The sequence below is a fragment of the Legionella lytica genome (genome assembly GCF_023921225.1).
GTDB classification, from domain to species: Bacteria; Pseudomonadota; Gammaproteobacteria; order Legionellales; family Legionellaceae; genus Legionella; species Legionella lytica.
Map to the genome: position 1 here is coordinate 1,587,615 of NZ_CP071527.1, position 24,481 is coordinate 1,612,095.

Below are 24,481 nucleotides of genomic sequence, written 5' to 3' on the forward strand. Positions count from 1 at the left end.
GTTAGTATGTCTCAATAAGGTAAGAAGAAACCCCTGGATTAAAATAGACGCGTAGGGCATCTAAGGCTGTTTTCATTTCCTCAGCAAACGTATAGGGCGGATTAATTATCCATAGTCCTGCTCCGGACATTCCTGCCATGGGGGCCATAGTTAAATTAAATTCAATGCGTAAGGCGCTATTGCCTTTAATCTCTTTCATGTTTCGTACTAGTCTATCAACGAGTCGTCTATCAACAACTGGATACCAAAGACAATAAACGCCAGTAGAAAAACGAGCAACTGCTTGTTTTATCGCGGCAGGGATTGTTTTGTATTCATCTTTTATTTCAAAAGAGGGGTCAATAAAAATTAAACCTCTTTTTTCAGGTGGTGGCAGTAATGCATTCATTGTGGCAATTCCATCAGTATTACTGAAATGCACTTTTCTGTTATAACGAGGTAGGGTACTTAGTTCATCAAACTCTTTTGGGTGGAGCTCGCAAAAATACATTCGATCGTGAGCTCGTAAATTTTTAATGGCTAAACTTGGAGAGCCTGGATAGTACTTCAACTCGTTATTTTTATTGAGCTCTGATATAGCTTGTGTGTAATTATGGAACACAGGAGGTAGGGCTTTATGATCAGGCCAGATTAGCTTGATACCTTGTTTGTATTCTCCTGTTTTTTCAGCTTGTTTATTCTTTAAGTCATAAACCCCTTTTCCTGAATGAGTTTCTAGGTAAAACAAAGGCTTATCTTTGATCGTAAGATAGTTTAGTAGGCGTGTTAACGCAATATGTTTAATGACATCGGCATAATTACCGGCATGATATCCGTGTTGATAACTCAGCATAATTAATTTTCGTATTAAGAGTAATGTGATGAATTATATCAGATTAAAAAAATTTTCTACTATACTCTTTGTAGGAAGGGTGAATTTTACAGTATCTCGTACCCTTTTGATAAGTCGGCTAGGAGACAGTGATGAGAGATCTGCATGAAGATTATGATGATCAGTCTTTTTCTGATTATGGTTACGATGATGAAGCTGATGTTACTGACACTGCTCATCGAAAAAATGTACGACGAATGCTAGAAGAACGATTAGAGCGCAAACGTTTACGTGAGGAATTTAAAGGCGATTTTGACGAACTCAGTGGTGAGTTTGATTGGGATTCTTTTGAAGACAAATAGCCTTAAAATCTATTCGATAACCTGGTAATTTTGACCAGGTTTTCTCTATTATTTGAGCATTAAGGTGGCCATTAATGTGTTTTCAAGTAAACTGACAACGGTCATTGGACCTACACCACCAGGAACCGGAGTAATCCAGGCAACTTTATCGCGTGCTTTTTTGAAATCCACATCGCCACGAATTGTTCCATCAGGGAGTCGGTGGATCCCCACATCAATAATGACTTGGTTTTCATTGAGCCACTCAACTTCAATAACATCCATATGACCTGCTGCCACAACAATAAGATCAGCAATGCGTACGAACTGTTCGAGGTTTTGAGTAAGACGATGACACACGGTAACTGTCGCTCCTGCTGCCAGTAATTCCAAACTCATGGGGCGTCCCACAATGTTTGATGCACCAATGACCACAGCATGTTTCCCTTTCACGTTCAACTGATAATGTTCCAGCAGGTTCATAATGCCCATAGGAGTGCACGGACGAAGCAGGGGATTTCGTTGTGCCAGCCGACCTAAATTATAGGGATGGAATCCATCAACATCCTTTGCAGGCTTTATGCGTTCAATGATTGTTGCTTCATTTATATGCTTGGGGAGTGGTAATTGGATGAGAATGCCATCAATTTCTGGGGCTTTATTTAACTTCGTGATAAGTTTAATTAATTTTTTCTGGCTAATGTCTTCAGGCAAGTGATGAAAATCAGAGAGAACTCCTACTTCCTCACAAGCTTTACGTTTGTTATTAACATAAACTGAGGAGGCTGGATCTGTACCAACAAGTACCACTGCAAGACCTGGAGCACGATGTCCTTGCTGCACGAGCTCATGCACACGTTGTTTTAATTGATCTCGACGGAGAGCAGATAAAGTTTTTCCATCAATCAATGATGCTGACATAGTAATCCGGGAAAAAAGCAGGGGCTAAATTATGTATTAGAGGTAGGGCTAATGCAAGTGAAGAATTCTATTTGTAGGTTGGACCTTGGCCCTGCGAAGGATCAGACCACATCGAAACTCAATGTGGGGCCATGGATCCAACCTACTGGTACCCAATTTTACTTATCTACTTGTACCGCCTGGTTCCGGCCAAAAATATAACTTACAGAAACCAATACTTCATTAGAATGATACGAACCTGGGTTTAATGATTGATTCGACCAGGTTCCTTTTCCTGGGCCAGAACTAATTTGCCCTAAGTCTTGATAGCTATATCCAACCGACAGGGTCCATTGTGGTGTAAGTATTAGATCAATACCTGCACCAACATTGTACGTAAACTCACTCGTGCTGAAATTGCCAAATTGTGGGCTTATTCGTGGAGTTACGCCAGCGGGAGCTCTTTCTCTATAGTGAGAGGTTCTGTTAAACGAGCTTCCAATTCCTGCATGCGCAAAAGGAGAAAGTTTTTTATATTGAAAGAGATTCACTTTTGCAGAAGCCAGCAGCATATTTGCTGTTAAATCCCAATCATATTTATAATTAGCAAATTCTGGGCCTGAGTTGTGCAGAATTGTATTTCCAATATTCGTTCTGAAAAAATACTTCCATACAGCGTTAAAGGAATAGGCCGGAAACCAGACGCTATCATGTTGCCAACGCCGTCCTAAAGCCATGCCAATCACGGGCTCACTTTGATTGCGAGTGGAAAATAGATTGTTACTACGAGGAGTTAATGGGTTCGGAGTATTGTTAACTCTCATTAGATCATTCCATTGTGGATACTGCACGCCAGCCCCGAAAGAAACAACCCAATTTCCTGATGAACTCCAAAATGGTTCTAAGTTGTTTTCTGTATCTTGAGAAAAAGTAGGACTACTAAAAACAAATGCTAAACTAGCAATGCTGCGACAAAAAAAATTCCATCTCATAGAATACGTCTCAATGTGCTTTTTCGAAATAAACCCATGAAATTATCATGGCTAATTAAATGGATCAAGAAAAATAATTACTCTCTGATGCTTGAGAAGATAAACTTTGAAAATGAATCATCTAAGGTATAGACAAAGCAAATACAGTAATATAAATTGAGCCATTTTATTTAGGAATAATGAATGCGTATTGCCTTGGTGCTTGAATACGATGGTAGCCACTATCATGGCTGGCAAGCACAAACGGGCTTGCATACCGTGCAACAAGCCTTAGAACATGCTTTATCAAAAGTCGCCGATAGTCCTATTTCTGTTGTATGTGCTGGCAGAACAGATACAGGGGTGCATGCAACCAATCAAGTGGTCCATTTTGATACAGATAAAGAACGCAGTATAAGAGCGTGGATTCATGGTGCAAATTCCTTCTTGCCTAAAGATGTTTGCGTTAAATGGGGTAAAGAACTTCCAGAAGAATTTAATGCACGGTACTCAGCAACAGCCAGAAGATATCGTTATATAATATACAACGGGGCGATTCGACCTGCATTACTGCGCAGCAATATGACCTGGCAATACAGACAACTGGATCACCGTTTAATGCATCAAGCTGCACAGTTTTTAGTTGGGGAAAAAGATTTTACTTCCTTTCGTTCGGTTGAATGCCAGTCAAATACACCGATGCGAAATGTTCATAAAATCCACGTAACCCGTGCCAATGATTTAGTCATCATTGATATTACTGCAAATGCTTTTTTGCATCATATGGTGCGTAATATCGCTGGTGTTTTAATTGCTGTAGGCTCAGGAAAACATCCTGTCTCTTGGGTTGAAGAGGTTTTAACAGCACGTGATCGCCGACTAGGCGCAGAAACGGCACCTGCCTATGGTTTGTATTTAGTCCAAGTGACGTATCCTCAAGAGTTTGGAATATTACAAAATAGTCCGGGACCAGCTTTTCTTTGGGAGAAATAATTGAATCCGTCGCGTGTGCGAGTCAAAATGTGTGGTATGACGCGTAGTGACGACATTGCACATGCTGTTCACTTAGGCGTTGATGCTATAGGTTTAATTTTTTATCCTAAAAGCTCGCGCCATGTCACGGTTGAACAGGCTAAGATTTTATTAAAAAATAGTCCACCATTTGTTGATGCAGTTGCCGTTTTGGTTGACCCTGAGGTGGAGTTAGTACATCAAATTATCGAGGAACTACCGATTCAACTACTCCAGTTTCATGGTGCGGAATCAGTAGAATTTTGTCAGCAGTTTAATAAACCGTTTATTAAAGCCATTCATTCGGATTCAAGTGCATACATTCAACAGATGGCACAAGATTATGTTAATGCACGTGCTTTATTGTTGGATACGCCCTCCAATACCGCAAGAGGGGGGACTGGGCTTACTTTTGATTGGGGAATCATTCCCCGACGACTAGAGAAATCATACATATTAGCAGGTGGATTAGATGAATCGAATGTGTTGGCTGCAATTAAAAGTTGTCATCCTTATGCAGTAGATTTATGCAGTGGTATCGAAGCGTCTCCTGGAATAAAAGATCACACTAAGATGACGCAATTTATGAAGCGTATTTCAACGCTTACCTTAAATTAAATACCATGACTACTAGGTTCTTTAGCCTAGTTTACATAGTGAGGTATATACGCAATGAATAAAAAAGAACTTCCTGATGAACACGGGCATTTTGGCCCTTATGGCGGCATTTTTGTTGCAGATACATTGATGCATGCCTTAAAAGAATTAGAACAAGCTTATAATAAGTATCGCCATGATCCTGAGTTTTTGGCAGAACTAAGTCGAGAATTAAATTACTTTGTGGGTCGTCCGAGTCCACTTTATCATGCAGAACGTCTAAGCCAGCTTGTTGGTGGAGCACAAATTTATCTTAAACGAGAAGATTTGAATCATACCGGCGCACATAAAGTGAATAATACGGTAGGACAGGCGTTACTTGCAAAACGCATGGGCAAAACACGAATTATTGCTGAAACGGGGGCAGGGCAGCATGGTGTTGCTTCAGCAACCGTGGCTGCCAAGTTGGGCTTTGAGTGCGTTGTTTACATGGGTTCTGAAGATGTTAAACGTCAAGCAACTAATGTCTATCGCATGAAATTATTAGGTGCTGAGGTAGTGCCAGTAACCGCAGGCTCTCAAACATTAAAAGATGCACTGAATGAGGCAATGCGCGATTGGGTCAGTCACATTGATGATACCTTTTATATTATTGGGACCGTGGCTGGTCCTCATCCTTACCCACAAATAGTACGTGATTTTCAGACAGTTATTGGGACAGAGGCTCGTGCCCAATTTTTAGAAGCAAAAGGACAGTTACCTGATGCATTAGTAGCATGTATTGGTGGCGGTTCTAATGCAATTGGCTTATTTCATCCTTTCCTTAATGACGAGTCAGTAGCCATTTATGGTGTTGAAGCGGGTGGTAAAGGTTTGGAAACTGGCGAACATTCTGCTTCTCTAATTGCAGGAAAGCCAGGGGTATTGCATGGTAATCGCACCTATCTACTTTGCGATGAGAATGGACAAATTCAAGATACCCATTCGATTTCTGCGGGTCTTGATTATCCTGGCGTGGGGCCTGAGCATGCTTATTTAAAAGATATTGGTCGCGTCAAATATGAAGCGATTAATGATGATGAGGCCTTACATGCGTTTCGCACCTTGACGCGTGTAGAAGGTATTATGCCTGCTTTAGAGTCTAGCCATGCGATAGCCTATGCGATGAAATTAGCAAAGACAATGGAAAAGAACCAAAACATTATCGTGAATTTATCGGGGCGTGGTGATAAAGACATGCATACTGTTGCAAGCATTGATGGGATTAGCGTATGAACCGAATAGACAAAACTTTAGCCAAGCTACAAGCTAGTGGCAAAAAAATGCTGAGTCCTTATATTACAGCAGGTGATCCTTATCCCGAGATAACCGTACAGTTGATGCATGAGTTGGTAAAGGCGGGAGCGGATGTTTTAGAGTTAGGCATCCCTTTTTCTGACCCCATGGCGGAAGGAATCGTAATTCAGCAAGCTATGGAGCGTGCATTAGCGCATAAGGTATATACTACAGGCGTATTAGCCATGGTCAGGGAGTTTCGCCAACAAGATAAAGAAACACCTATTGTGATCATGGGGTATTTAAATCCTATCGAGCAATACGGCTATGAATTGTTTGCCGAACACGCAGCTGAGGCAGGGGTTGATGGTACGATTTTAGTGGATTTACCGCCTGAAGAGGGGACAGAGATTAATTCTATATGGAAAAAGCATGGCTTATATAGTATTTTTCTTTGCTCACCCACAACTACTGATGAGCGTATGGCTTTAATTCAAGAGCATGCGCAAGGGTATTTATATTATGTTTCTTTAAAAGGAGTGACAGGCTCAAGCACTCTTGATACCACTTCTTTAAAGGCCCAATATCAACAACGCAAGGCGCAAGTAAATTTACCTTTGATGGTTGGTTTTGGCATAAAAACCCCGGAGATGGCTGCAGAGGTTGCCAGTTTTGCTGACGGGGTTATTGTTGGTGCTGCTTTGATTAATCAGATTTTAGAGGCATATCAAGCAAAACATGATATGCTGCAAGCCGGAGCAAGCTTAATACATTCCATGCGCTGTGCGATGGATCAGTGAAGAGCAATGTGTAGGTTGGGCTGTGTCTGACCTGCAAAAACTAAGTATTTAATATAACGATCAAACAGAGATCATATGGAAACGATGGAAAAACCGATGACAGAATCAACCGAAAAACGAGCACATTTTATCAGACAATTGATTACTGATGAGCTAGCTAGCGGCAAACATAAATCATTAGTGACGCGCTTCCCGCCAGAGCCTAATGGTTATTTGCACGTAGGGCATGCCAAGTCCATTTGCCTCAATTTTGGTTTGGCACAGGAGTTTGGTGGTATCTGTTATCTACGATTTGACGATACAAATCCCATCAAGGAAGAAGATGAATACGTACATGCCATTATTGATGATGTGCGTTGGTTAGGTTTTGAATGGTGCGCTATGACCCATTCATCTGATTATTACAAAGAACTTTATGAGTTTGCTGTGTTATTAATCAAAAAAGACTTAGCTTATGTAGACAGTTTAAGTATGGAAGAGATTCGTGCTTATCGTGGAACTTTGCAAGAGCCAGGACGTGAAAGTCCGTACCGCAATCGTCCTATGGAAGAAAGTCTTGATTTATTTACGCGCATGAAAGCTGGTGAGTTTGCTGACGGTACGCATGTATTAAGAGCAAAAATTGACATGCAATCGGGTAACATTAATATGCGCGATCCGGTTTTATATCGTATTCGCCACGCACATCATCAACGCACGGGTGATGAGTGGTGTATTTACCCAATGTATGATTATGCGCATCCAATTTCAGATGCATTAGAGAAAATTACTCATTCTTTATGTACTTTGGAGTTCCAAGACCATCGACCATTGTATGATTGGCTTATCGAAAATTTACCAGTGCCTGCAAAACCAGTACAAACTGAATTTGCCCGTTTGAATTTATCACACACGGTAACGTCTAAGCGTAAGTTACGTGAGTTAGTTGAGAAAAATGCAGTTTCTGGTTGGGATGATCCACGTATGCCAACATTACGTGGTATGCGTAAACGTGGTTATCCACCAGCAGCGATTCGTCAATTTTGTGAAATGATAGGTATTTCGCGTAGTGATTCAGTCATTGATATGACTTTGTTGGAAGAATGTGTTCGCGCTGAATTAAACCGAACTGCGAAGCGTGCTTTATGTGTGATGGATCCTTTAAAAGTAGTGATTGAAAACTACCCTGAAGGCAAAGTTGAGCAACTTAATGCATCATATAACCCACAAGATCCTGAAGCGGAACGGCGAGAACTTCCTTTCACAAGAGAGCTTTATATTGAGCGTTCTGATTTTATGGAAGAGCCTCCTAAGAAATTCTTCCGCTTATCACCAGGTGCGGAAGTGCGTTTACGTCATGCTTATGTAATTAAGTGTAATGATGTAATTCATAACGAGCAAGGTGAAGTGGTTGAATTACGTTGTACCTATGATGAAAACACTTTAGGAAAAAATCCAGAAGATAGAAAAGTCAAAGGTGTTATTCATTGGGTATCAAGCGAGCATGCGTATCCGGTAACGGTTTTACAATACGATCGTTTGTTTACTGATGCGAATCCGGCTCGTGAAGATGATTTTTTCCAGTTTTTAAATCATGACTCATTGCAAAGGACGCAAGGATTTTGCGAACCCTCTTTAGCTAATCAGCCTGTAGGTGAAGTATTTCAATTTGAACGGCTGGGCTATTATTGTGTTAATGAAGAAAAAGACGGGCGCGTAAGTGTTTTTCATCGTGTGGTTGATTTAAAAGATACTTGGGGAAAAGTGAGCTAAGGGGCAGAAATGTTACATTTATTTAATTCGCTAACAAGAACAAAAGAGCCGTTTGTTTCCATTAATCCAGGAAAAATCGGAATGTATGTTTGTGGTATTACGGTATATGACCACTGCCATTTAGGCCATGCTCGCTCTATGGTGTCCTTTGATGTGATTGTGCGTTATCTGCGTTCCCAAGGCTATGATGTAACCTTTGTTCGTAATATTACCGATATTGATGACAAAATTATCGCACGTGCCAATGAGCGTGGTATTCCCATTGAAGAATTAACTGCGCATTACATTGCCGCCATGCATGAAGACATGAAGGCTTTAAATATTCTGCCCCCCGATTATGAGCCAAGAGCAACCGAACATATCGCTACGATTATTCGTTTAATTGAGCGGTTGTTAGCAAAGGGTAATGCTTATGTAAGTGATAATGGGGATGTATGCTACCAAGTAGATAGCTTCGCTGATTACGGTAAGTTATCGCATAAGGATTTAGATGGTTTGATGTCTGGTGCGCGTATTGAAGTAGTGAAAGAAAAGCGTTCACCACTTGATTTTGTGTTGTGGAAAAAAGCCAAAACGGGTGAGCCAAGTTGGCCTTCACCTTGGGGTGAGGGACGCCCAGGATGGCATATTGAATGCTCCGCGATGGCGATGGAAGAACTTGGAGAGCAATTTGATATTCATGGTGGTGGTTTAGATTTACAGTTCCCGCATCATGAAAATGAAATTGCGCAAAGTGAAGCTGCTACCTGTAAGCCATTTGCTAATTATTGGATGCACGTGGGTATGCTGCAGGTAAATAATGAAAAAATGTCTAAATCATTAGGTAATTTTTTTACTATTGCTGATGTGTTAAATGAGCATCATCCTGAAGTTGTTCGTTATTTCTTGTTAAGTAGTCATTATCGCAGCCCATTAAATTATTCTGAAGAGAATTTAGTAAATGCTAAAAAGGCATTAACTCGTCTTTATCAAACGATGAAAGATGTTTCGATTTTGAGTAATGGTGAGTTGGATGAGCATTGGATTGCTGAATTTAACAAGGCAATGAATGATGATTTTAACACGCCTGTTGCTTTATCTGTTTTATTCCAGTTGAGTCATGAAGTGAATAAAAATGCCAGTCCCGTTTTAGCCACAACCTTAAAGCATCTTGCTGAGGTAATGGGGTTATTGCAGTCTGACGCTTCAGAATTTCTACAAGCAGGCCTTGCAGATGACGACAAAGCAATAATCGAGCAATTAATCACCCAACGCCTACAAGCAAGAGCAGATCGCAATTGGGAGCGCGCCGATCAAATCCGCGCTGAATTACTCGAGCAAGGGATTGAGTTGGAGGACGGCCCGAAAGGAACGACGTGGCGGAAGCTGGTTAAGTAAAGCGCAAATTTGATGCTATAATACCCGTGTTACGACTTTGTCTAATACGGGTTACGGCTGAGGAGGATCAAGTGATCGTACGATTATTGTTAATTCTGTGTCGTCACACGAAGCACTTCTGCTAGAGCAGTATCACCCGCGAGAACGCGTTTAAAACCATCATCACGAATACTCGGCATGGTCGGTCTTAGATATTCTTCCATTAGCTGCAAATTATCATTTCGATGAATCATGCCTCTTAAGGTGTCATCAATGGTGATTAATTCATAAATACTTGTTCGGCCACGATATCCCAGATGATTACATAAATCACAACCCTTAGGCTCAAATACCTTAGATAAATCCGCATTAGGAGCAAGGCCCATTAATTCTTTTTCATCATCTCTTAATTGATGCGGTGTTTTACAATGAGGGCAGAGCCTGCGAACTAGACGTTGTGCAATCAAACCAACAATACTTGATGACAAAAGGAATGATTCCACGCCCATATCACGCAAACGTGTTAATGCACCCAATGCGCTATTGGTATGTAAGGTGGAAAGCACCAAGTGTCCCGTTAAACTCGCTTGTACCGCGATTTCGGCTGTTTCCAGGTCACGAATCTCTCCAATCATCACCACATCTGGATCCTGCCGTAATATAGCTCTTAAGCCCTTAGCAAAGGTCATTTGAACTTTGGTATTAACTTGAGTTTGGCCTATTCCTTCTAAGTCATATTCAATTGGGTCTTCAATGGTCAAAATATTTCGCGTAACCTCATTTAATTCGGTAAGCATTGCGTACAGTGAGGTTGTTTTTCCTGAGCCTGTAGGGCCGGTAACCAAAATAATTCCATGCGGTTCGGCAATTAATTCGCGAATTGTTACTAAGGCTGAAGCTGGCATACCCAACAGATTTAAATCTAATTGGGCCGCTTGCTTGTCCAGAATCCGCAATACCACACGTTCACCATGATTTGAGGGTAGGGTAGATACCCGCACGTCGATATTATGTCCACCGATGCGTAATGAAATACGACCATCTTGTGGTATGCGTTTTTCAGCGATATCAAGTTTAGCCATTACCTTTACCCTAGAAATAACTAAGGGAGCAATAGCACGTTGAATCTCTAATACTTCATGTAAAACCCCATCAATACGATTACGAACTAATACGCGATCCTCATAGGTTTCAATATGAATATCTGATGCTTTTTGTTTTATTGCTTGTGTAAATAAGGCATTAAGTAAACGGATAATTGGTGCATCATCCTGATTTTCTAATAAGTCCTCACTGACTGGAAGCTGACTTGCTAATAATGAAAGATCCATATCCTCTTCCATACCACCAGCGGCTTCTAAAATAGATGATTTAGACTGATAGGTATTTGCCAGGTGTTGTTGAAAAGCTGTCTCATCAACTGGTTTTAATGACAACTCATACTGCAATAGTCGCTTTACTTCAGCAAGTGATTGGAGGGACACAGTGGGTAGATGGTAAACAATAGCTTTTCCATCGACTAACTCGGTCCCAACAACAATTCCATGGTTCTTTGCAAAACTATATGGAATTTTAAGTGATTTCTCTTCAGCATCCATAGTTTATTTAGTCACTAATAAAGGTGGGCGGCTAAAGGGTCTAGGTAAGTCGGCTCGGTTTAATGCAGGTAATACTGTCGAGTTATTACTTTGCAGATAGGCCTCTTCTGAGCGTAACCAATCCAATTGATACTGACGAGTATGGTTGTATCTCTGATCAGTCGCATGCACCGTATCACGTTCATTCCGGAGAATAATAGGCTTGATAAACACCATAAGTACTCGCTTATCTCTTGTGTGTATACTCCGTTTAAATAATCTGCCAACACCAGGTATATCACCAAGAATAGGAATACGGTTATTGTCACTACTCAGACTATCTTGGGTTAATCCCCCTAAGACAACTACATTACCACTTTCGACATGTACTGAGGTTACAATACTACTGATTCTAAAGGTTGGTATGGTTGATGTCTCTGCTACTACTGGTGGATCTAAAGTATCATTACCTTGGTCAATTTGCATTTGAATACCATTGTCACGGGTAATTTGTGGTCTTACATACAGATGCAATGCTACGTTAACTCGATCGAAGGTGGTAAATGGGCTTGCTGTTGTGGTGCCATTCGCATTGTTTGGATAATTACTAGCCGCAACAGAAACCTGTTTACCCACAAGGATTTTTGCCTGACGATTATCAAGAACTACAACTGATGGTGTTGATAATATATTCGCCTTGTGCGCGCGAGCTAGTGCATAAATTTGCGCTTGGAAATCATCAAATCTAGTTTGGTTATTGATAATAGCAAATCCATTTCTAAAGCTAGAAGGTTTTCCTGTTTGTTGATTCGTACCCCATTCAATACCCAGGTCATTTGCATCTTCTTGGTTAATTTCAGCAACTAAGGCCTCAATTAATAATTGTGCAGGTTTAATATCTAATTGCGAAATAACGCGCTTTAAAATGCGAATAACAGAGGCGGGGGCATTAAGAATAATGGAGTTAGTGTTTGGTTCGCCAATGATTTGTACTGTTGGCTTAGTGGAACCTTCATTTTGGGTGCTGGCTGCAGAGGTATTTGCTGTAGCAGCAGAAGAAGACAAACCACTGCCACTATTACTCGTGCTTGAGCTCATTTGATTATTTTGGCTATTATTTACAAGATTTGAAGCAGGATTTGTACTATCTAAGGCTGGTCTGGTAATGGTTCCCATTGTTGTGCCTACATTTCCACTAAAGTTTGCTTGAGCAATACCTGCAAGAATAGGGACCAGATCTTCGGCACGCATGTAATTGAGATACACAACTTGAGTATTGCCATTTAGGCCTGTTGAGCTTTCTCGGTCTAGCTTTAGAATAAGCATTCTCAGCCGTATTCTATCTGTTTTGGAGCCGCTAACTAAAAGAGAGTTGGAGCGATCATCTGCGGAAATAGAAATTTGTGTTCGCCCTCCGGCCATATTCGGTTGGGCTTTGATTAGGTCCTTCAGTGTATTTGCGATATCCATCGCTAAAGAATGTCTAAGTGGAACAATATCAATTCCGTTGGCTGCTGAGTTATCAACCTGTTTTATGATATCAGCAAGGCTTTTAATATTATTTGCACGCCCCGAAAGAATCAACATATTGGAGGGACCATAAGCAGACACGCTACTCCATTGTGGCATTAAAGGCCTTAAAACGGGGACTAATTGTTCTGCAGGGACATAGTGTACAGGCACCACTGCAACCATCATGTCATCGCCTTGCGGAGGAATTCTTAGATCAGATGATTGTGTTTTGGCATCAATATTAGGAATAATTTTAATAATTTCGCCACTGGGAATTGCTGCATATCCAGAAACCTGAAGGACAGAAAGAAAAACCTGGTACAGTTCATGGGAGGACATTGGAGTGGAGGATACGATGGATATTTTTCCTTGTACTCTTGGATCAATCACAAAGTTTTTACCCGTAACACGAGAAACCTCAGCAATAACCGCGCGAATGTCTGCATTGCGTAAATTCCATAATTGGCTGTCTTCAGACACTTCAGACATTGTTTGTGTTGTATCTGCACCATTAGCTGTTGAGTTTGCAGCAACTAAAGAAGATTGATTTTTGGATGTTGCGTTATTATTAGAAGTATTTATTTTTTGAGAAAGTGTACGCTGTAATTCTCTTGCAGTTGGGTAATCATTTATTGGGCCGATTTGCACGAGATAGAGACGTTTATCGGATAGATTTTTAATTTCTATTGGTGAGTTAACTAAGGTGGACAATTGCTTTTTTCGTTGTTGAGCATCTTTTTCTAAATTAAAGGCGCCAGCCTGAAGAAAGAACGTTGTATTTCCATCCTTGGTGGTTGTCGAAATATTAATGTCATTTGCATAAACAAATGTAGAACATAATATTAAAAATGTAAGTACTATCGAGCGCATTGAAAAACCGCAAAATCCTAGATAGTAACATGATATCTAAATTTAAAAACTTAACAACAAATTTTTTGATATTTTAAGGAAAGATGATTGATTTTAAAAGGAAAATGGTGGCTATGGGTGGACTCGAACCACCGACCTCAGCATTATGAGTGCCGCGCTCTAACCGACTGAGCTACATAGCCGCGAGGACCGAGATTTTGTCCTTTTAGCGGGCATATGTCAATACTTAAATTAATAAAAATAATATTTTTTTTTATAAATCTAATAATTCGATTGTTTTTGTTGATTAATTGTTCAGATGAACGGCGTCACATTAATTGTTAGGTGTAGCCTTGTTGTGTGCAACCAGGCTACACGGATTTGATAACTACATGTTCGCCATCGTTATCACAAAATTAGGAATATTGGGTGAGCCCACTCCAACAGCGTCATTCCAAAACTGATCTTCGGGCTCAACTGTAAGAGCTGAATCCCAACCAAAGGTTATATGACCAAGTGTAAATGCAGAGGCCGGAGCTGGAGTATTCTGTATTGTGTTCGATGGGGGCGGGGTAGCACCACTAATAATCAGAGCTGGGGGAATAATCAAATTAATCGCTCTGTTGGCAAGTAAAACATCATTCTTTTGATATAAGTAAGGCGCTGCTTGCCCAATAGGGGTTCCCTTATTTAATAAACTACGTGCTTGATTTACTAACACCAAGGTCGCGGAAAATAAGGGGCAAGCCAAACTGGTGCCACCATCTTGTACTTGGGCTCCATTAGCAATAATTAATAGGCCTGTTTGCGGATCACCAAGCATTGCAACGTCCGGTAAAGCACGTCGGCTGCCATAGTTGCTGATAACTCCGTAACCCCCAGCAGTAAAGTTATTGATCGAACCTTGCCATGCGACAGGCCCGTAATACTGACTAATTCCTCCACCTGTGCCCCCATCGTAGGATAAGGTACCACCAATAGAGCGTACTGTTCCCCAAACGGTTTCAAAGGCATAGCGGTAATTGGCGTCCACAAATAAGGCAGTTGCTCCTATGGCAGTAACATAAGCCGAACTGGATGGATAATTTACTGTCAGTGGCGAGGGCCACGTTCCGCTACATTTTGACGAGGTTGGGTAGGTATTATCGCCACAATCTCCAGAAGAAAAATTCACACTGATTCCTGCCGCGGCGGCAAGCTCTAATGCGGATTCCAGTGCCGGGTCATTAATTTCAGCTCCGCTCCAGCTATTGGAAATAACGTAGGCATTCTTAAAGCCGTGGATGCTGTAGTTATTCTGAATTAAAGTATTAATCACATCAATTAATGTATCACGCTGGTTTGTTCCCAAAACTAAAGCAGTATTATTACCGGGGGCAATGGTGTGGGATGCTTCAACATCTAAAACAATTTCTCTACTAAACGAAGGAGTCCCTGGGCAGGATGTAAAAGGAGTACCATCAGGATTAATGATGGCAAAATTCTTCGTTGCCCCTGATACCTTAAACGGGGTAATGCCATTGCTAATAAAATATTGATTGGCATCACTTAATATTTGCGCAGGTCCATTAGAACCACATTTATCAACAATCACTAAGGTTTGCCCTGCACCATTTAAATGTACCCCATTAATTCTGGGAATATTGTTCAGGTTATAGGTTTTTTGTAGATTGGCTCCCGTAAAACCTTGTAAGGAAATAGTGGTAGGAATCGCGCTAGGCATAAAATTGCGCCAAATAAAATTTAATTCATCAATTTGTGGTGGTTCTTGCTGAATGGTGCTCCTTCGATTGGAATGAAATTCAGGGATATTATTAAGCCCGGTAATTTCTGAAATAAATTCAGCGAGTTCTGCGGGACATTTTGGCTGGTTAGCATTAGCATAAAAGGTTTCTTGTTGATAACGATAATAATTCATTTGTACTTGGAGTGCGCGTTCGATTTGCTTTGCTGTACCTGTTACACGAATACTGTGATTTACTATTTTAGCTCGCATACCTTGGGCGGTAAAAAAATGTTGAATTAACTCTTCTGTATCTCTGCTTGGAGCAAATTGTTGCTCATAAATATCTGTAGTCAAATAGTGATGATAACGAGGACTATCCGCATCATAAACATCTTGAACAAGCTGATTTAGTGCTTCCTTATTGCGTAATTTCAGCCATACAGTAAATGATAGCTCTGTACTTGCTGTGACTGGTTTGATCAAATTTGCCTGGCTTAGCAAATTAAAACCAGTACTGAATATCGGCGCGAAATCCTTTATTGTATTCGCATAGGAAGTCATTACCATAAAGCCCAGTGGCAATAAGAATTTAAGTTTTGACATGAGTTATCTCCCTATGACTCAATTAATCTAGAAAATATAAGCTGGTTATGGGGCTATAGGTTACAAATCCCAATTCATCACCCGTTGTTAATGAGAAGACATAACCACCTTGGGTGCCAGCATAAATTAAACTCGCATCAGCGTTGACGAATAAGGTATAGGTTATCTGTGATAACAGACTCCATATCGGATTAGCATCGGTGAGGCTATTGCTTGTATAAGTGTATTCAAAATCAATTGTTCCTGGGGGTAATGTATCATTAGAGGTCGTTTGCCGCGTGTTGACATAAAGTTGGCTATTGGTGGCGAACACATTGTATACCGGTACGGAACTACTTGTTTCTGGACCATTAATTAGGTGCCAGCTAGTTCCATTATTTAGTGAATAATAAACGTTCCCATCCTGACTTCCGGCATAAATTGTACTGGTTGGTGTGATGAATAGGCTATTTACAGCCCCTGTGCCTGGATTTGCTGTTGCTGTCCATGTAGAGCCATCAGTAGAATAATAAACATGTCCATCTTGGGTTCCACAATAAATGGTAATCGAGCCGTTTCCTAGTACAAAAACACTATTTACGGGGCTGTTTCCACTAACTGTTGAAGTAGCATTCCAAGAGGAGCCATTATTCGTTGAATAATATACTTTGCCATCGGCACTTGCTGCATACAGGGTTGAGGCGTTTGCAAAAACACCATTGACGCTATATCCACTAGAGGGTGGGGTGCTGGCATTCCAGGTTAAACCATTATCCGTAGAAAAATAAACAAAGCCACTAGCGGTTCCCGCATAGATTATTCCACTACGTGTAAAGCTTGCTTCTACGGTGTGATTTGCATCAATCTGAGATAGAGTTAAGGTTGAGCCGCCTTTTTGAGCAATTCCACCATCAACAAGCCATTGATCCACTTGATATCCAACGCTTGGTATTGCCCTAAATGTTAAGTTGGTTCCGGCATATACTGTTTGCGGTGTGTTTGGCGTGATTACTCCATTCATGCGCATTAATGGAGTAATTAGGTATTTTGTTAAGGGGACAAAGATGATATTTAAAGTATTCGCTATGCTCGGTTGATAGCATTCAAGCATGCTTCCTTGCTGACATATAATGGGGCCGCCATAGATATTGCCGCTTAAAAGGCTACCATTAACTAATAAATTTAGGGTGCACGATTGTTTATAAGCCAAAGTAAATGAACTGGGGCAATTTCCAGCACTTGTGATTTGCGTAATTCCTTGAATGGGTTTCATTACAAGCGTATGGGGTCTATGGGAATTATTCGTGATAGTGTATTTAATTGTCGCAGAGTTTGTTGATGTGAGTGATATTTGTGGTGGGTAATCTGGATTCGGGGTAATCGTCCATAAGGGGTTGCCTGCATAACAGCTAAGATTCAACAATAAAGTAACCAGGTATACAGCCACTTTGACCATTTTGGGCATTTAAAAATCCATTTCTTAGGGCAATTTTTTTACTATTTTAGCCTTATTTATATAAATCAATCAATAAAATTAATGTGTTGGGTTGAGGCTTTACAAAAGAAAAACCTGGTTGCATGCAACCAGGTTTTCATAATTAGATAATCAACAGATAAAGAGCACCAGGTCCACGTAACACTTGTACCAGTAACTCATTTTTCTTTTGCTGCGCAATGTGTTGCAGAGATTTTACGTCTTTAACAGGAGATTTATTAGCCGAGATAATAATATCACCAGGTCTTAGACCTGCTCGCCATCCAGCACTGCTTTCTACCGCACCTACAACTTGAACCCCTGTGACATTGCCATGAGGTGGTGTTTCTTGATCAAAAGCTCTTAATGCTAAACCATAAAGGAATGGGTTGCTTGATTGCAGCTTTTGCTCATGAGATTTAACATCAGTAACTACTGCATCAAGAGTGATTGGCTTACCATCGCGTTGAACCATAATCTTGGCACTAGAACCTACACGCAATAAGCTTACTGTTGTTTTTACCTGAGTTCCTTGGGTAATTTTAGTATTATTAATTTGGGTAATAATATCGCCAGCTTTCAAACCTGCAAATTCTGCTGGAGAACCAGGATTTACTTGTGCAACCAGGGCGCCTTGGAAATCTTCTGGATATCCCATCGCTTGGGCTAATTCAGGGGTTAAGTGTTGAACAAAAATCCCCATCAATCCGCGATGAATTGAACCGTATTTTATTATTTGTTGTGCAACATCTTTTGCCATGTTAATTGGAATAGCAAAACCAATACCTACGTTGCCACCGTAAGGTGAAAGAATTGCTGTATTGATACCAATTAATTCACCCTTAGAGTTAACCAGCGCACCACCTGAGTTACCTGGGTTAATTGCAGCATCTGTCTGGATGAAGTTTTCTACACCTTCAATATTTAAATCGCTACGCTTTAAGGCACTAACAATACCAAAGGTTGCAGATTGGCTGTTACCAAAACTATTTAAGCCAAATGGGTTACCAATTGCTACCACAAAATCACCAACTTGTAGTTGATCTGAATCACCTAGAGGCAATGATTTAAGGTTTTTGGCATCAATTTTTAACACGGCCAAATCAGTTTCACTGTCACCACCGATTAGTTTTGCTTTTAAACGTCGACCATCTTGTAGTGTAATTGTAATGAGAGTGGCATTACGAATCACATGGTCGTTTGTAATAATAACTCCCTGGTTCGGATCGACAATTACCCCTGAACCTATGCTTTCAAACTTGCGTCCTTTTTCAGGTAATTGTCTTGAGCGTCTATTATTTTGTGCCTCTTCATCCGCTGCAGCGCCTGGAGCGTTGATTTCACTGGGTAAGTAACCTTGTACGGCAACATTCACAATGGCAGGCATAATGTTTTTTAATACAGGTGCCATACTTGGCATAACCACTTCTTCGGCCGCATATGCTAGCGGCATGGTTGCAAAGAGCAGGGCACTAAAGAATACTTTCATGCTTTTTATCATTTTTAGTCCTGAGGTTGAGGTTGATTATTAAACCAGATTAAGGTGCCTATTCTACCTGTTTGAGAGGTTTTTCGATAGGAAAACAACTCATTTTCTGACTCAAAAGTGCATAATTCGGACTGATATACCGCATTTATACCTTGTGAGTTCAGCACCATTTCCGCAATTTTCGGCAAATTAGCCAGCCATTTTGAGTTAACTGGTTTAAATGCTTCTTTGCTAAAAGGATATTTCGTAGTGAAGGTTTGGTATACCTCATCGCCCACTTCATAACATTTTTGGCAAATTGCGGGTCCTATCCATGCGAGCAGGTCAGAAGCTTTGCTGTGCATTTTGGCAAGCGTATTTTCTACGATCCCATTTACTAAGCCTTTCCAACCTGCGTGAATGGCGGCAATTTCATTGCCTTGTACATTGCATAGAGTAATGGGTAAACAATCTGCGGTAAGAATTACGAGCGGATGTTTACTTGAACGAGTTACTGAGGCATCTGCCTCACGATTTACATCTTCTTCTACCAGCACACAACGAGTACTGTGTGTCTGACGTAGCCATTGAGGTTCACCAGGTAAATGCAGTAACTCAACCAGTTGTTGGCGGTTTTGCAAAACATGCTGATCATCATCTCCAATTCCTAATCCCAAGTTATTGGAGTTATAAGGGGGCAAGCTATATCCCGATAGACGAGTTGTACTCAGCGCGGTGATATTTTTAGGCGCTGGCCAACAGGCTAAATTAGTCTTCATAATGCGCATCCAATGTGTTAAGAAGATATTGAAAATCATCAGGTAAAGGCGCTGTAAATGTCAACTCCTCATCCGTTTTTGGATGGAAAAAAGAAAGGCTACATGCGTGTAGGGCTTGTCTTTTAAATTCCTGAATGAGTGTTCGAAGCTCAGATGATGCCTGGGTAGGGACTTTCATGCGACCGCCATAAAGTTGATCGCCAACAACTGGATGATTAATGTGTGCCAAATGAACGCGAATTTGATGCGTACGCCCAGTCATTAATTTAACATCCAGTAGAGTAAAGTCTTGGTATTGCTTGTTGATTGAATAATGAGTAATTGCCTCGCGCCCATATTCTTGCACTGTCATTTTCAAGCGGTTACGCGGGTGACGTCCAAAACCTGTCTCAATGGTTCCCCCTGAAATAAGATGGCCTTGCACTAAGGTAATGTAGTGGCGTTGAATTTCTCGTGCCTGCATTTGCCTTATCAGGGAAGTATGTGCGGTTAAGCTTTTGGCTACCACTAATAAGCCCGTGGTATCTTTATCCAAGCGATGAATAATCCCGGCTCTGGGTAAATGATGTTGAGCAGGCTCATGATGTAATAAGGCATTAACCAAGGTATGTTCCCGATTTCCAGCGCCTGGATGTACCACCATATTGGCAGGTTTATTCAATACCAATAACTCATCGTCTTCAAAAACGATATTTAATGGAATTGCTTCAGGAGCACAAGACTCGAAACTGGTGTCAATTACATTTAGATCCACGTTAATTTCAATAAGATCACCATCCAAAGCCTTATCTTTAGGTTTGCAGGACTTTTGATTCATGGTGATCGCACCGCTTTTTATCCAGTTACTGATTTGTGAGCGGGAATATTCGGGAAGCATATGCGCGAGCACACTATCTATGCGCTGATTATGATGCTCGCGGGGAACGGTTAATTGTTTTTGAATATGTTCTATCATTAGGATGTGTGAGCCTCAACTTCAACGAGTCGTCCACGTAATGAGTTAGGTAATGCCTCATTAATATGAACATTAACAAATTGGCCGATTAAATGAGCGGGGCCATCAAAATTTACTACACGATTGCATTCAGTACGACCAGAAAGTTGTTGGCTGTCTCTTTTAGCATGTCCAGTAACTAATATTCTTTGCGTACTATCAATCATTGATTGGCTATAACGAGACGATTGGAGCAACAATCGATTTTGTAGAATTTGTAGTCGTTGTTTTTTGACTTCGAGTGGGGTGTCATCAGGTAAATTAGCTGCTGGTGTTCCTGGTCTTGGGCTATAAATAAAGCTAAAGGAAATATCAAAGCCGATTTCATGCACTAAATCCATAGTCGCCTGGAAGTCTTTATCTGTTTCTCCAGGGAAACCCACGATAATATCAGTAGACAAGCGAATGTCAGGACGTACTTTACGTAGTTTTCTGATTTTCGATTTAAATTCTAATGCGGTATAACCTCGTTTCATCAGGCCTAAAATACGATCAGAACCACTTTGTATTGGTAAATGTAAGTGATTTGCCAATTCAGGAACTTCGGCATAGGCATTAATTAAATTATCTGAGAATGCTAATGGATGAGAGGTGGTGAAACGAATTCTGCCAATTCCATCAATTGCCGCAATATAATGAATTAGAAGCGCTAAATCAGCGATGTCACCATTTTCCATTTTGCCACGATAGTCATTAACGTTTTGCCCAAGTAAGTTGATTTCTCTTACTCCTTGGGTTGCTAAATGGTAGCACTCAGCCAATACATCATCAAAAGGACGGCTGATTTCTTCACCACGAGTATAGGGGACTACACAGAAGCTGCAGTATTTGCTGCATCCTTCCATAATGGATACGAAGGCAGTAGGTCCTTCTGCTCTTGGCGCGGGTAAATGGTCAAATTTCTCAATTTCCGGAAAGCTAATATCAACAACAGGCTTTTTCTTTTCAATACGCTCATTTAGCATGGCGGGAAGACGATGTAATGTTTGTGGGCCAAAAACGAGGTCCACAAAGGGGGCTCTTTTAACAATATCAGAGCCTTCCTGGCTGGCAACACAGCCGCCAACGCCAATTACCACATGGGGGTTTTTAGCTTTATAATCACGCCATTGCCCGAGTTGAGAAAATACTTTTTCTTGCGCCTTTTCACGAATAGAACAGGTATTAAGTAATATTACATCAGCTTCTTCAACTTGATCTGTTTTCTCCAGACCATGAGATTCCCGCAATACCTCTGCCATCTTTGTTGAATCGTATTCATTCATTTGGCAGCCATTCGTTTTAATGTACAGTTTTTTAGCCATATTAAAAATCTACTTTTAAAGATAATGCAGGCTTGTTGCGTGCCGATTAAACCTACATTGAGATCACAATTTGTGTGTATTATACCCAAGAAACTTCAAAATGCCATTTTTGTGAGTAACTTCATGGATTATGATGTGAATTTAGAGTGATAGCCTTGATGCAGCTCAACCAATGGGGTGTCTGGTACAACCAAGCCTTGATTACTGCGCTGCATCAAGGCTACTGGTTTGAGACGTGTTTAATTTACGCTTTGACAATAAGTTTCTTTTATTTTAGGCAAAATAAGTAAGGCGATAAACATACCTAATGGGAGAATTGCTAATCCAGTATGATAGGCCTCCATGGGATATACTCTGACAGTACCATTTAATTCCCCGGTCCATAATCTGTCAAGGATATAGCCGATAAGTGGTTGAGCTAGAGCAATACCTATCATATTCATCATGTTCATAAAACTTAAACCGGTCGCAACGTATTTTTTATTACACAACTCTTTAACTACAGTAAATGCGGGTAAAAAGCCTGCAGAAAATATACCAAAGAAAAACAGGAAAAATTGCATTAAAAAAGAGGTGGTGATCGGAGCAAAGATAAAAAATGATGAGCAGAATAGGGCGCCGACACAGCCTATGTACATTGGTGGTTTGCGTAGACCAATGCGGTTGGAAAATATTCCCCATAATGGGCTCGCAATAGCCCAACCAACAAATACTAAGGAAATATAATTAGCGGCTGTTTCTTTACTAATTGCCATTTTTGCCATAAGGAATGGAACACCCCAAAGCCCACAAAATACGGGAGTTGCCATATACATTAGTCCGCCATAACAGGCGACCAACCAAATTTGTTTGTTTTTCATCAAGGCAATTAAGCTGGGTATTAAATGCTCTTCTTCCTCTAGGGGATGATGATGTACTGCAGGCTGATAGTTTTTGGGTGCATCTTTAGCGATAATAAAAATCAATACGGCGAGAACAAGGCCAATGTAGCCCATAATCATCATGCTTTTGCGCCAGCCAAAAGCTTCAATAAGCAGAGCTAAGGGTGTTTCACCACCAATGGCACCAAGCATTCCAAGGGTAACCATTAAGCCGGTTAATAGTGCAAAGCGATGTGCAGGGAACCAGTTTGCTGCTAATTTCATGGTTCCTACTGCGGCAAAAGCAGAACCAAAGCCAATCATTAATCGGGCAATGCACGCCATGAAAAAGTTATCAGTCATTCCAAAGGCAATGGTACTCCCCGCACAAACAATAGTTGCCAGGGTCAAAAGACGATGGGGCCCAAAATAATCCATTAACACACCACCAGGGAGCTGCATTGCCGCATAAGAGTAGAAATAGACTCCTGATAAAATACCTAGCGTTTGCCCTGTAACAGCAAAATCCCGCATTAACTCATTACTCATCACACTGGGGGATACTTGGAGAAGACATTCATAAAAATAGAACAAACAAGCTAATCCCCATACGATCCATGACATAATGGAACCTTTGCCAGAATTTTCTAGCGATTGTGTATTGTAATGTGCCATTAGTGTTTCATTCTCCAGATTCGTCCAATCAAAAGCCAACCGCTAAAAATAACACATTAATATCAAATACATCAAATAAAATATCAGCCTGTGTAATAGAAGCCCATATTTTATGCTCAGCAAGCACCTTATCTATCGTTTGCATCATTCGGAGCATCTATTACCACTCTGGTTCCTTGCATGCCCCCACCTGGTAAATCCACAAACTCTTCATTAAGCCAGCGTGCATCTTCAGTAAACATGCGTACACAACCATGGCTTGCTCTAAAGCCTGGAACATCATCGCTACCATGTAATGCATAACCACGGAAAAAGTGCATGCAGTAAGGCATTAAAGCGCCACCGCTTTCACCATAAGATCGTTGTGGGAATACCGTAGAGACACAATCTATATCTTGCTTGCGAATAATACGAAATGAGCCAGTAGGTGTAGTGCATCCACCACGTACTCCAGGGCATTTACTAAGTCCAGATGAAATAGGCCCCCACCAAAGAAGTTCCCCATCGACATCATAGGCTGCCCAGGCTAATTTTTTTTGACTCACGTAAATCGTTTTCTCACCTGTAGATTCTATATAACGAGGGAATGGGGATACATCATAAATTGTGAGGCGATCGATGTTTTTGGGAACCGCAATGGTCATTCCTGCACGCAAGGATATGTTCATGCGATTAATCCGGCGCACCATATCGCGCTCTTCTGGATTAGGAAAGAGTTGATCCCAACTTTCTCCTTTTTTAATTTTAATACAGAGGTAATCTGATGAAGCACATAAGCTTTCTCCATAACGTGTGGCGGCTAGGGCACATGGGCTAATCAACATAAAGTATACTGAAATCAAGATTGATATCATAATTTTCATGGCA

At 40.9% G+C, this 24,481-nt stretch carries 20 protein-coding genes and 1 tRNA gene; 7 read left to right on the plus strand and 14 right to left on the minus strand.

What is annotated here, in order from left to right; genetic code table 11:
• Window position 1 precedes the first annotated feature (1 nt).
• Entirely contained in the window at window positions 2-832 is an 831-nt protein-coding gene (locus J2N86_RS07085) for a 23S rRNA (adenine(2030)-N(6))-methyltransferase RlmJ (protein ID WP_252582270.1), read from the minus strand.
• Between the two features lie 131 nt (window positions 833-963).
• Between J2N86_RS07085 and J2N86_RS07090 the strand changes: the two genes are divergently transcribed.
• Window positions 964-1,173 carry a hypothetical protein gene (locus tag J2N86_RS07090; protein ID WP_252582272.1) on the plus strand — a complete coding sequence of 70 codons (210 nt, stop codon included), beginning with the start codon at window positions 964-966 and terminating at the stop codon, window positions 1,171-1,173.
• A gap of 48 nt (window positions 1,174-1,221) precedes the next feature.
• Here J2N86_RS07090 and folD read toward each other — a convergent pair whose 3' ends face one another.
• Together folD and J2N86_RS07100 are read right to left on the minus strand one after the other, a co-directional pair.
• On the minus strand, window positions 1,222-2,073 hold the full coding sequence (gene folD, locus J2N86_RS07095) for a bifunctional methylenetetrahydrofolate dehydrogenase/methenyltetrahydrofolate cyclohydrolase FolD (RefSeq protein ID WP_252582275.1): 852 nt from the start codon (window positions 2,071-2,073) through the stop codon (window positions 1,222-1,224).
• A 158-nt stretch (window positions 2,074-2,231) separates the two neighbouring features.
• Window positions 2,232-3,044 carry an outer membrane protein gene (locus tag J2N86_RS07100; RefSeq protein WP_252582278.1) on the minus strand — a complete coding sequence of 271 codons (813 nt, stop codon included), beginning with the start codon at window positions 3,042-3,044 and terminating at the stop codon, window positions 2,232-2,234.
• A 183-nt stretch (window positions 3,045-3,227) separates the two neighbouring features.
• On the opposite strand from J2N86_RS07100, the gene truA reads away from it, so the two are divergent.
• The 6 genes from truA to cysS all read left to right on the plus strand — a co-directional run bounded on the left by truA (window position 3,228) and on the right by cysS (window position 9,835).
• Complete coding sequence (truA, locus tag J2N86_RS07105; RefSeq protein ID WP_252582281.1) at window positions 3,228-4,016, plus strand: tRNA pseudouridine(38-40) synthase TruA; 789 nt, start codon at window positions 3,228-3,230, stop codon at window positions 4,014-4,016.
• On the plus strand, window positions 4,017-4,652 hold the full coding sequence (locus J2N86_RS07110; protein ID WP_252582284.1) for a phosphoribosylanthranilate isomerase: 636 nt from the start codon (window positions 4,017-4,019) through the stop codon (window positions 4,650-4,652).
• Window positions 4,653-4,706: 54 nt separating this feature from the next.
• Window positions 4,707-5,906 (plus strand): tryptophan synthase subunit beta, encoded by a 1,200-nt coding sequence (gene trpB / locus J2N86_RS07115; protein ID WP_252582287.1) that lies wholly within the window; start codon window positions 4,707-4,709, stop codon window positions 5,904-5,906.
• The gene (trpA, locus tag J2N86_RS07120) at window positions 5,903-6,706 is read left to right on the plus strand and encodes a tryptophan synthase subunit alpha (RefSeq protein ID WP_252582289.1); all 804 of its coding nucleotides are present in this window, start codon (window positions 5,903-5,905) and stop codon (window positions 6,704-6,706) included. The genes trpB and trpA overlap by 4 nt, the downstream gene beginning before the upstream one ends.
• Window positions 6,707-6,802: 96 nt before the next feature.
• Window positions 6,803-8,458 carry a glutamine--tRNA ligase/YqeY domain fusion protein gene (locus tag J2N86_RS07125; protein WP_252582292.1) on the plus strand — a complete coding sequence of 552 codons (1,656 nt, stop codon included), beginning with the start codon at window positions 6,803-6,805 and terminating at the stop codon, window positions 8,456-8,458.
• A 9-nt stretch (window positions 8,459-8,467) separates the two neighbouring features.
• The gene (gene cysS / locus J2N86_RS07130) at window positions 8,468-9,835 is read left to right on the plus strand and encodes a cysteine--tRNA ligase (RefSeq protein ID WP_252582295.1); all 1,368 of its coding nucleotides are present in this window, start codon (window positions 8,468-8,470) and stop codon (window positions 9,833-9,835) included.
• Between the two features lie 89 nt (window positions 9,836-9,924).
• On the opposite strand, the gene lspE is transcribed toward cysS, so the two are convergent.
• The 11 genes from lspE to J2N86_RS07185 all read right to left on the minus strand — a co-directional run bounded on the left by lspE (window position 9,925) and on the right by J2N86_RS07185 (window position 24,468).
• A complete protein-coding gene (gene lspE, locus J2N86_RS07135; protein ID WP_252582298.1) occupies window positions 9,925-11,412 on the minus strand; it encodes a GspE family T2SS ATPase variant LspE in 1,488 nt (495 codons plus the stop codon).
• Between the two features lie 3 nt (window positions 11,413-11,415).
• Window positions 11,416-13,773: a GspD family T2SS secretin variant LspD gene (gene lspD / locus J2N86_RS07140; protein ID WP_252582301.1), complete on the minus strand. Its 2,358-nt coding sequence runs from the start codon at window positions 13,771-13,773 to the stop codon at window positions 11,416-11,418.
• Window positions 13,774-13,878: 105 nt separating this feature from the next.
• Window positions 13,879-13,955 (minus strand) — tRNA-Met (locus J2N86_RS07145).
• A gap of 185 nt (window positions 13,956-14,140) precedes the next feature.
• Window positions 14,141-16,081 carry a S53 family peptidase gene (locus J2N86_RS07150; protein WP_252578631.1) on the minus strand — a complete coding sequence of 647 codons (1,941 nt, stop codon included), beginning with the start codon at window positions 16,079-16,081 and terminating at the stop codon, window positions 14,141-14,143.
• A 22-nt stretch (window positions 16,082-16,103) separates the two neighbouring features.
• Window positions 16,104-17,525 (minus strand): exo-alpha-sialidase, encoded by a 1,422-nt coding sequence (locus J2N86_RS07155; protein WP_252578632.1) that lies wholly within the window; start codon window positions 17,523-17,525, stop codon window positions 16,104-16,106.
• Between the two features lie 133 nt (window positions 17,526-17,658).
• The gene (locus J2N86_RS07160) at window positions 17,659-19,035 is read right to left on the minus strand and encodes a Do family serine endopeptidase (protein ID WP_252578634.1); all 1,377 of its coding nucleotides are present in this window, start codon (window positions 19,033-19,035) and stop codon (window positions 17,659-17,661) included.
• Window positions 19,036-19,037: 2 nt separating this feature from the next.
• Window positions 19,038-19,781 carry a peptidoglycan editing factor PgeF gene (pgeF, locus tag J2N86_RS07165; protein WP_252578635.1) on the minus strand — a complete coding sequence of 248 codons (744 nt, stop codon included), beginning with the start codon at window positions 19,779-19,781 and terminating at the stop codon, window positions 19,038-19,040.
• Window positions 19,771-20,736, minus strand: coding sequence for a 23S rRNA pseudouridine(1911/1915/1917) synthase RluD (gene rluD, locus J2N86_RS07170; RefSeq protein WP_252578636.1), 966 nt, complete (start codon window positions 20,734-20,736; stop codon window positions 19,771-19,773). Before rluD ends, pgeF begins: the two co-directional genes overlap by 11 nt.
• On the minus strand, window positions 20,736-22,079 hold the full coding sequence (miaB, locus tag J2N86_RS07175; RefSeq protein ID WP_252578637.1) for a tRNA (N6-isopentenyl adenosine(37)-C2)-methylthiotransferase MiaB: 1,344 nt from the start codon (window positions 22,077-22,079) through the stop codon (window positions 20,736-20,738). Before miaB ends, rluD begins: the two co-directional genes overlap by 1 nt.
• Before the next feature lie 239 nt (window positions 22,080-22,318).
• Window positions 22,319-23,614: an MFS transporter gene (locus J2N86_RS07180; RefSeq protein ID WP_322790899.1), complete on the minus strand. Its 1,296-nt coding sequence runs from the start codon at window positions 23,612-23,614 to the stop codon at window positions 22,319-22,321.
• A 128-nt stretch (window positions 23,615-23,742) separates the two neighbouring features.
• Window positions 23,743-24,468: a L,D-transpeptidase gene (locus tag J2N86_RS07185; RefSeq protein ID WP_407658987.1), complete on the minus strand. Its 726-nt coding sequence runs from the start codon at window positions 24,466-24,468 to the stop codon at window positions 23,743-23,745.
• Between the last annotated feature and the right edge of the window lie 13 nt (window positions 24,469-24,481).

Bases quoted from the DNA above. Each gene is read 5' to 3' on its own strand.
- trpA (WP_252582289.1), top strand. From the start codon at position 5,903: ATGAACCGAATAGACAAAACTTTAGCCAAGCTACAAGCTAGTGGCAAA.
- pgeF (WP_252578635.1), bottom strand. From the start codon at position 19,781: ATGAAGACTAATTTAGCCTGTTGGCCAGCGCCTAAAAATATCACCGCG.
- lspE (WP_252582298.1), bottom strand. From the start codon at position 11,412: ATGGATGCTGAAGAGAAATCACTTAAAATTCCATATAGTTTTGCAAAG.
- rluD (WP_252578636.1), bottom strand. From the start codon at position 20,736: ATGATAGAACATATTCAAAAACAATTAACCGTTCCCCGCGAGCATCAT.
- J2N86_RS07090 (WP_252582272.1), top strand. From the start codon at position 964: ATGAGAGATCTGCATGAAGATTATGATGATCAGTCTTTTTCTGATTAT.
- truA (WP_252582281.1), top strand. From the start codon at position 3,228: ATGCGTATTGCCTTGGTGCTTGAATACGATGGTAGCCACTATCATGGC.
- miaB (WP_252578637.1), bottom strand. From the start codon at position 22,079: ATGGCTAAAAAACTGTACATTAAAACGAATGGCTGCCAAATGAATGAA.
- J2N86_RS07160 (WP_252578634.1), bottom strand. From the start codon at position 19,035: ATGATAAAAAGCATGAAAGTATTCTTTAGTGCCCTGCTCTTTGCAACC.
- folD (WP_252582275.1), bottom strand. From the start codon at position 2,073: ATGTCAGCATCATTGATTGATGGAAAAACTTTATCTGCTCTCCGTCGA.
- J2N86_RS07155 (WP_252578632.1), bottom strand. From the start codon at position 17,525: ATGCCCAAAATGGTCAAAGTGGCTGTATACCTGGTTACTTTATTGTTG.
- J2N86_RS07125 (WP_252582292.1), top strand. From the start codon at position 6,803: ATGACAGAATCAACCGAAAAACGAGCACATTTTATCAGACAATTGATT.
- J2N86_RS07085 (WP_252582270.1), bottom strand. From the start codon at position 832: ATGCTGAGTTATCAACACGGATATCATGCCGGTAATTATGCCGATGTC.
- trpB (WP_252582287.1), top strand. From the start codon at position 4,707: ATGAATAAAAAAGAACTTCCTGATGAACACGGGCATTTTGGCCCTTAT.
- lspD (WP_252582301.1), bottom strand. From the start codon at position 13,773: ATGCGCTCGATAGTACTTACATTTTTAATATTATGTTCTACATTTGTT.
- cysS (WP_252582295.1), top strand. From the start codon at position 8,468: ATGTTACATTTATTTAATTCGCTAACAAGAACAAAAGAGCCGTTTGTT.
- J2N86_RS07180 (WP_322790899.1), bottom strand. From the start codon at position 23,614: ATGGCACATTACAATACACAATCGCTAGAAAATTCTGGCAAAGGTTCC.
- J2N86_RS07100 (WP_252582278.1), bottom strand. From the start codon at position 3,044: ATGAGATGGAATTTTTTTTGTCGCAGCATTGCTAGTTTAGCATTTGTT.
- J2N86_RS07150 (WP_252578631.1), bottom strand. From the start codon at position 16,081: ATGTCAAAACTTAAATTCTTATTGCCACTGGGCTTTATGGTAATGACT.
- J2N86_RS07185 (WP_407658987.1), bottom strand. From the start codon at position 24,468: ATGATATCAATCTTGATTTCAGTATACTTTATGTTGATTAGCCCATGT.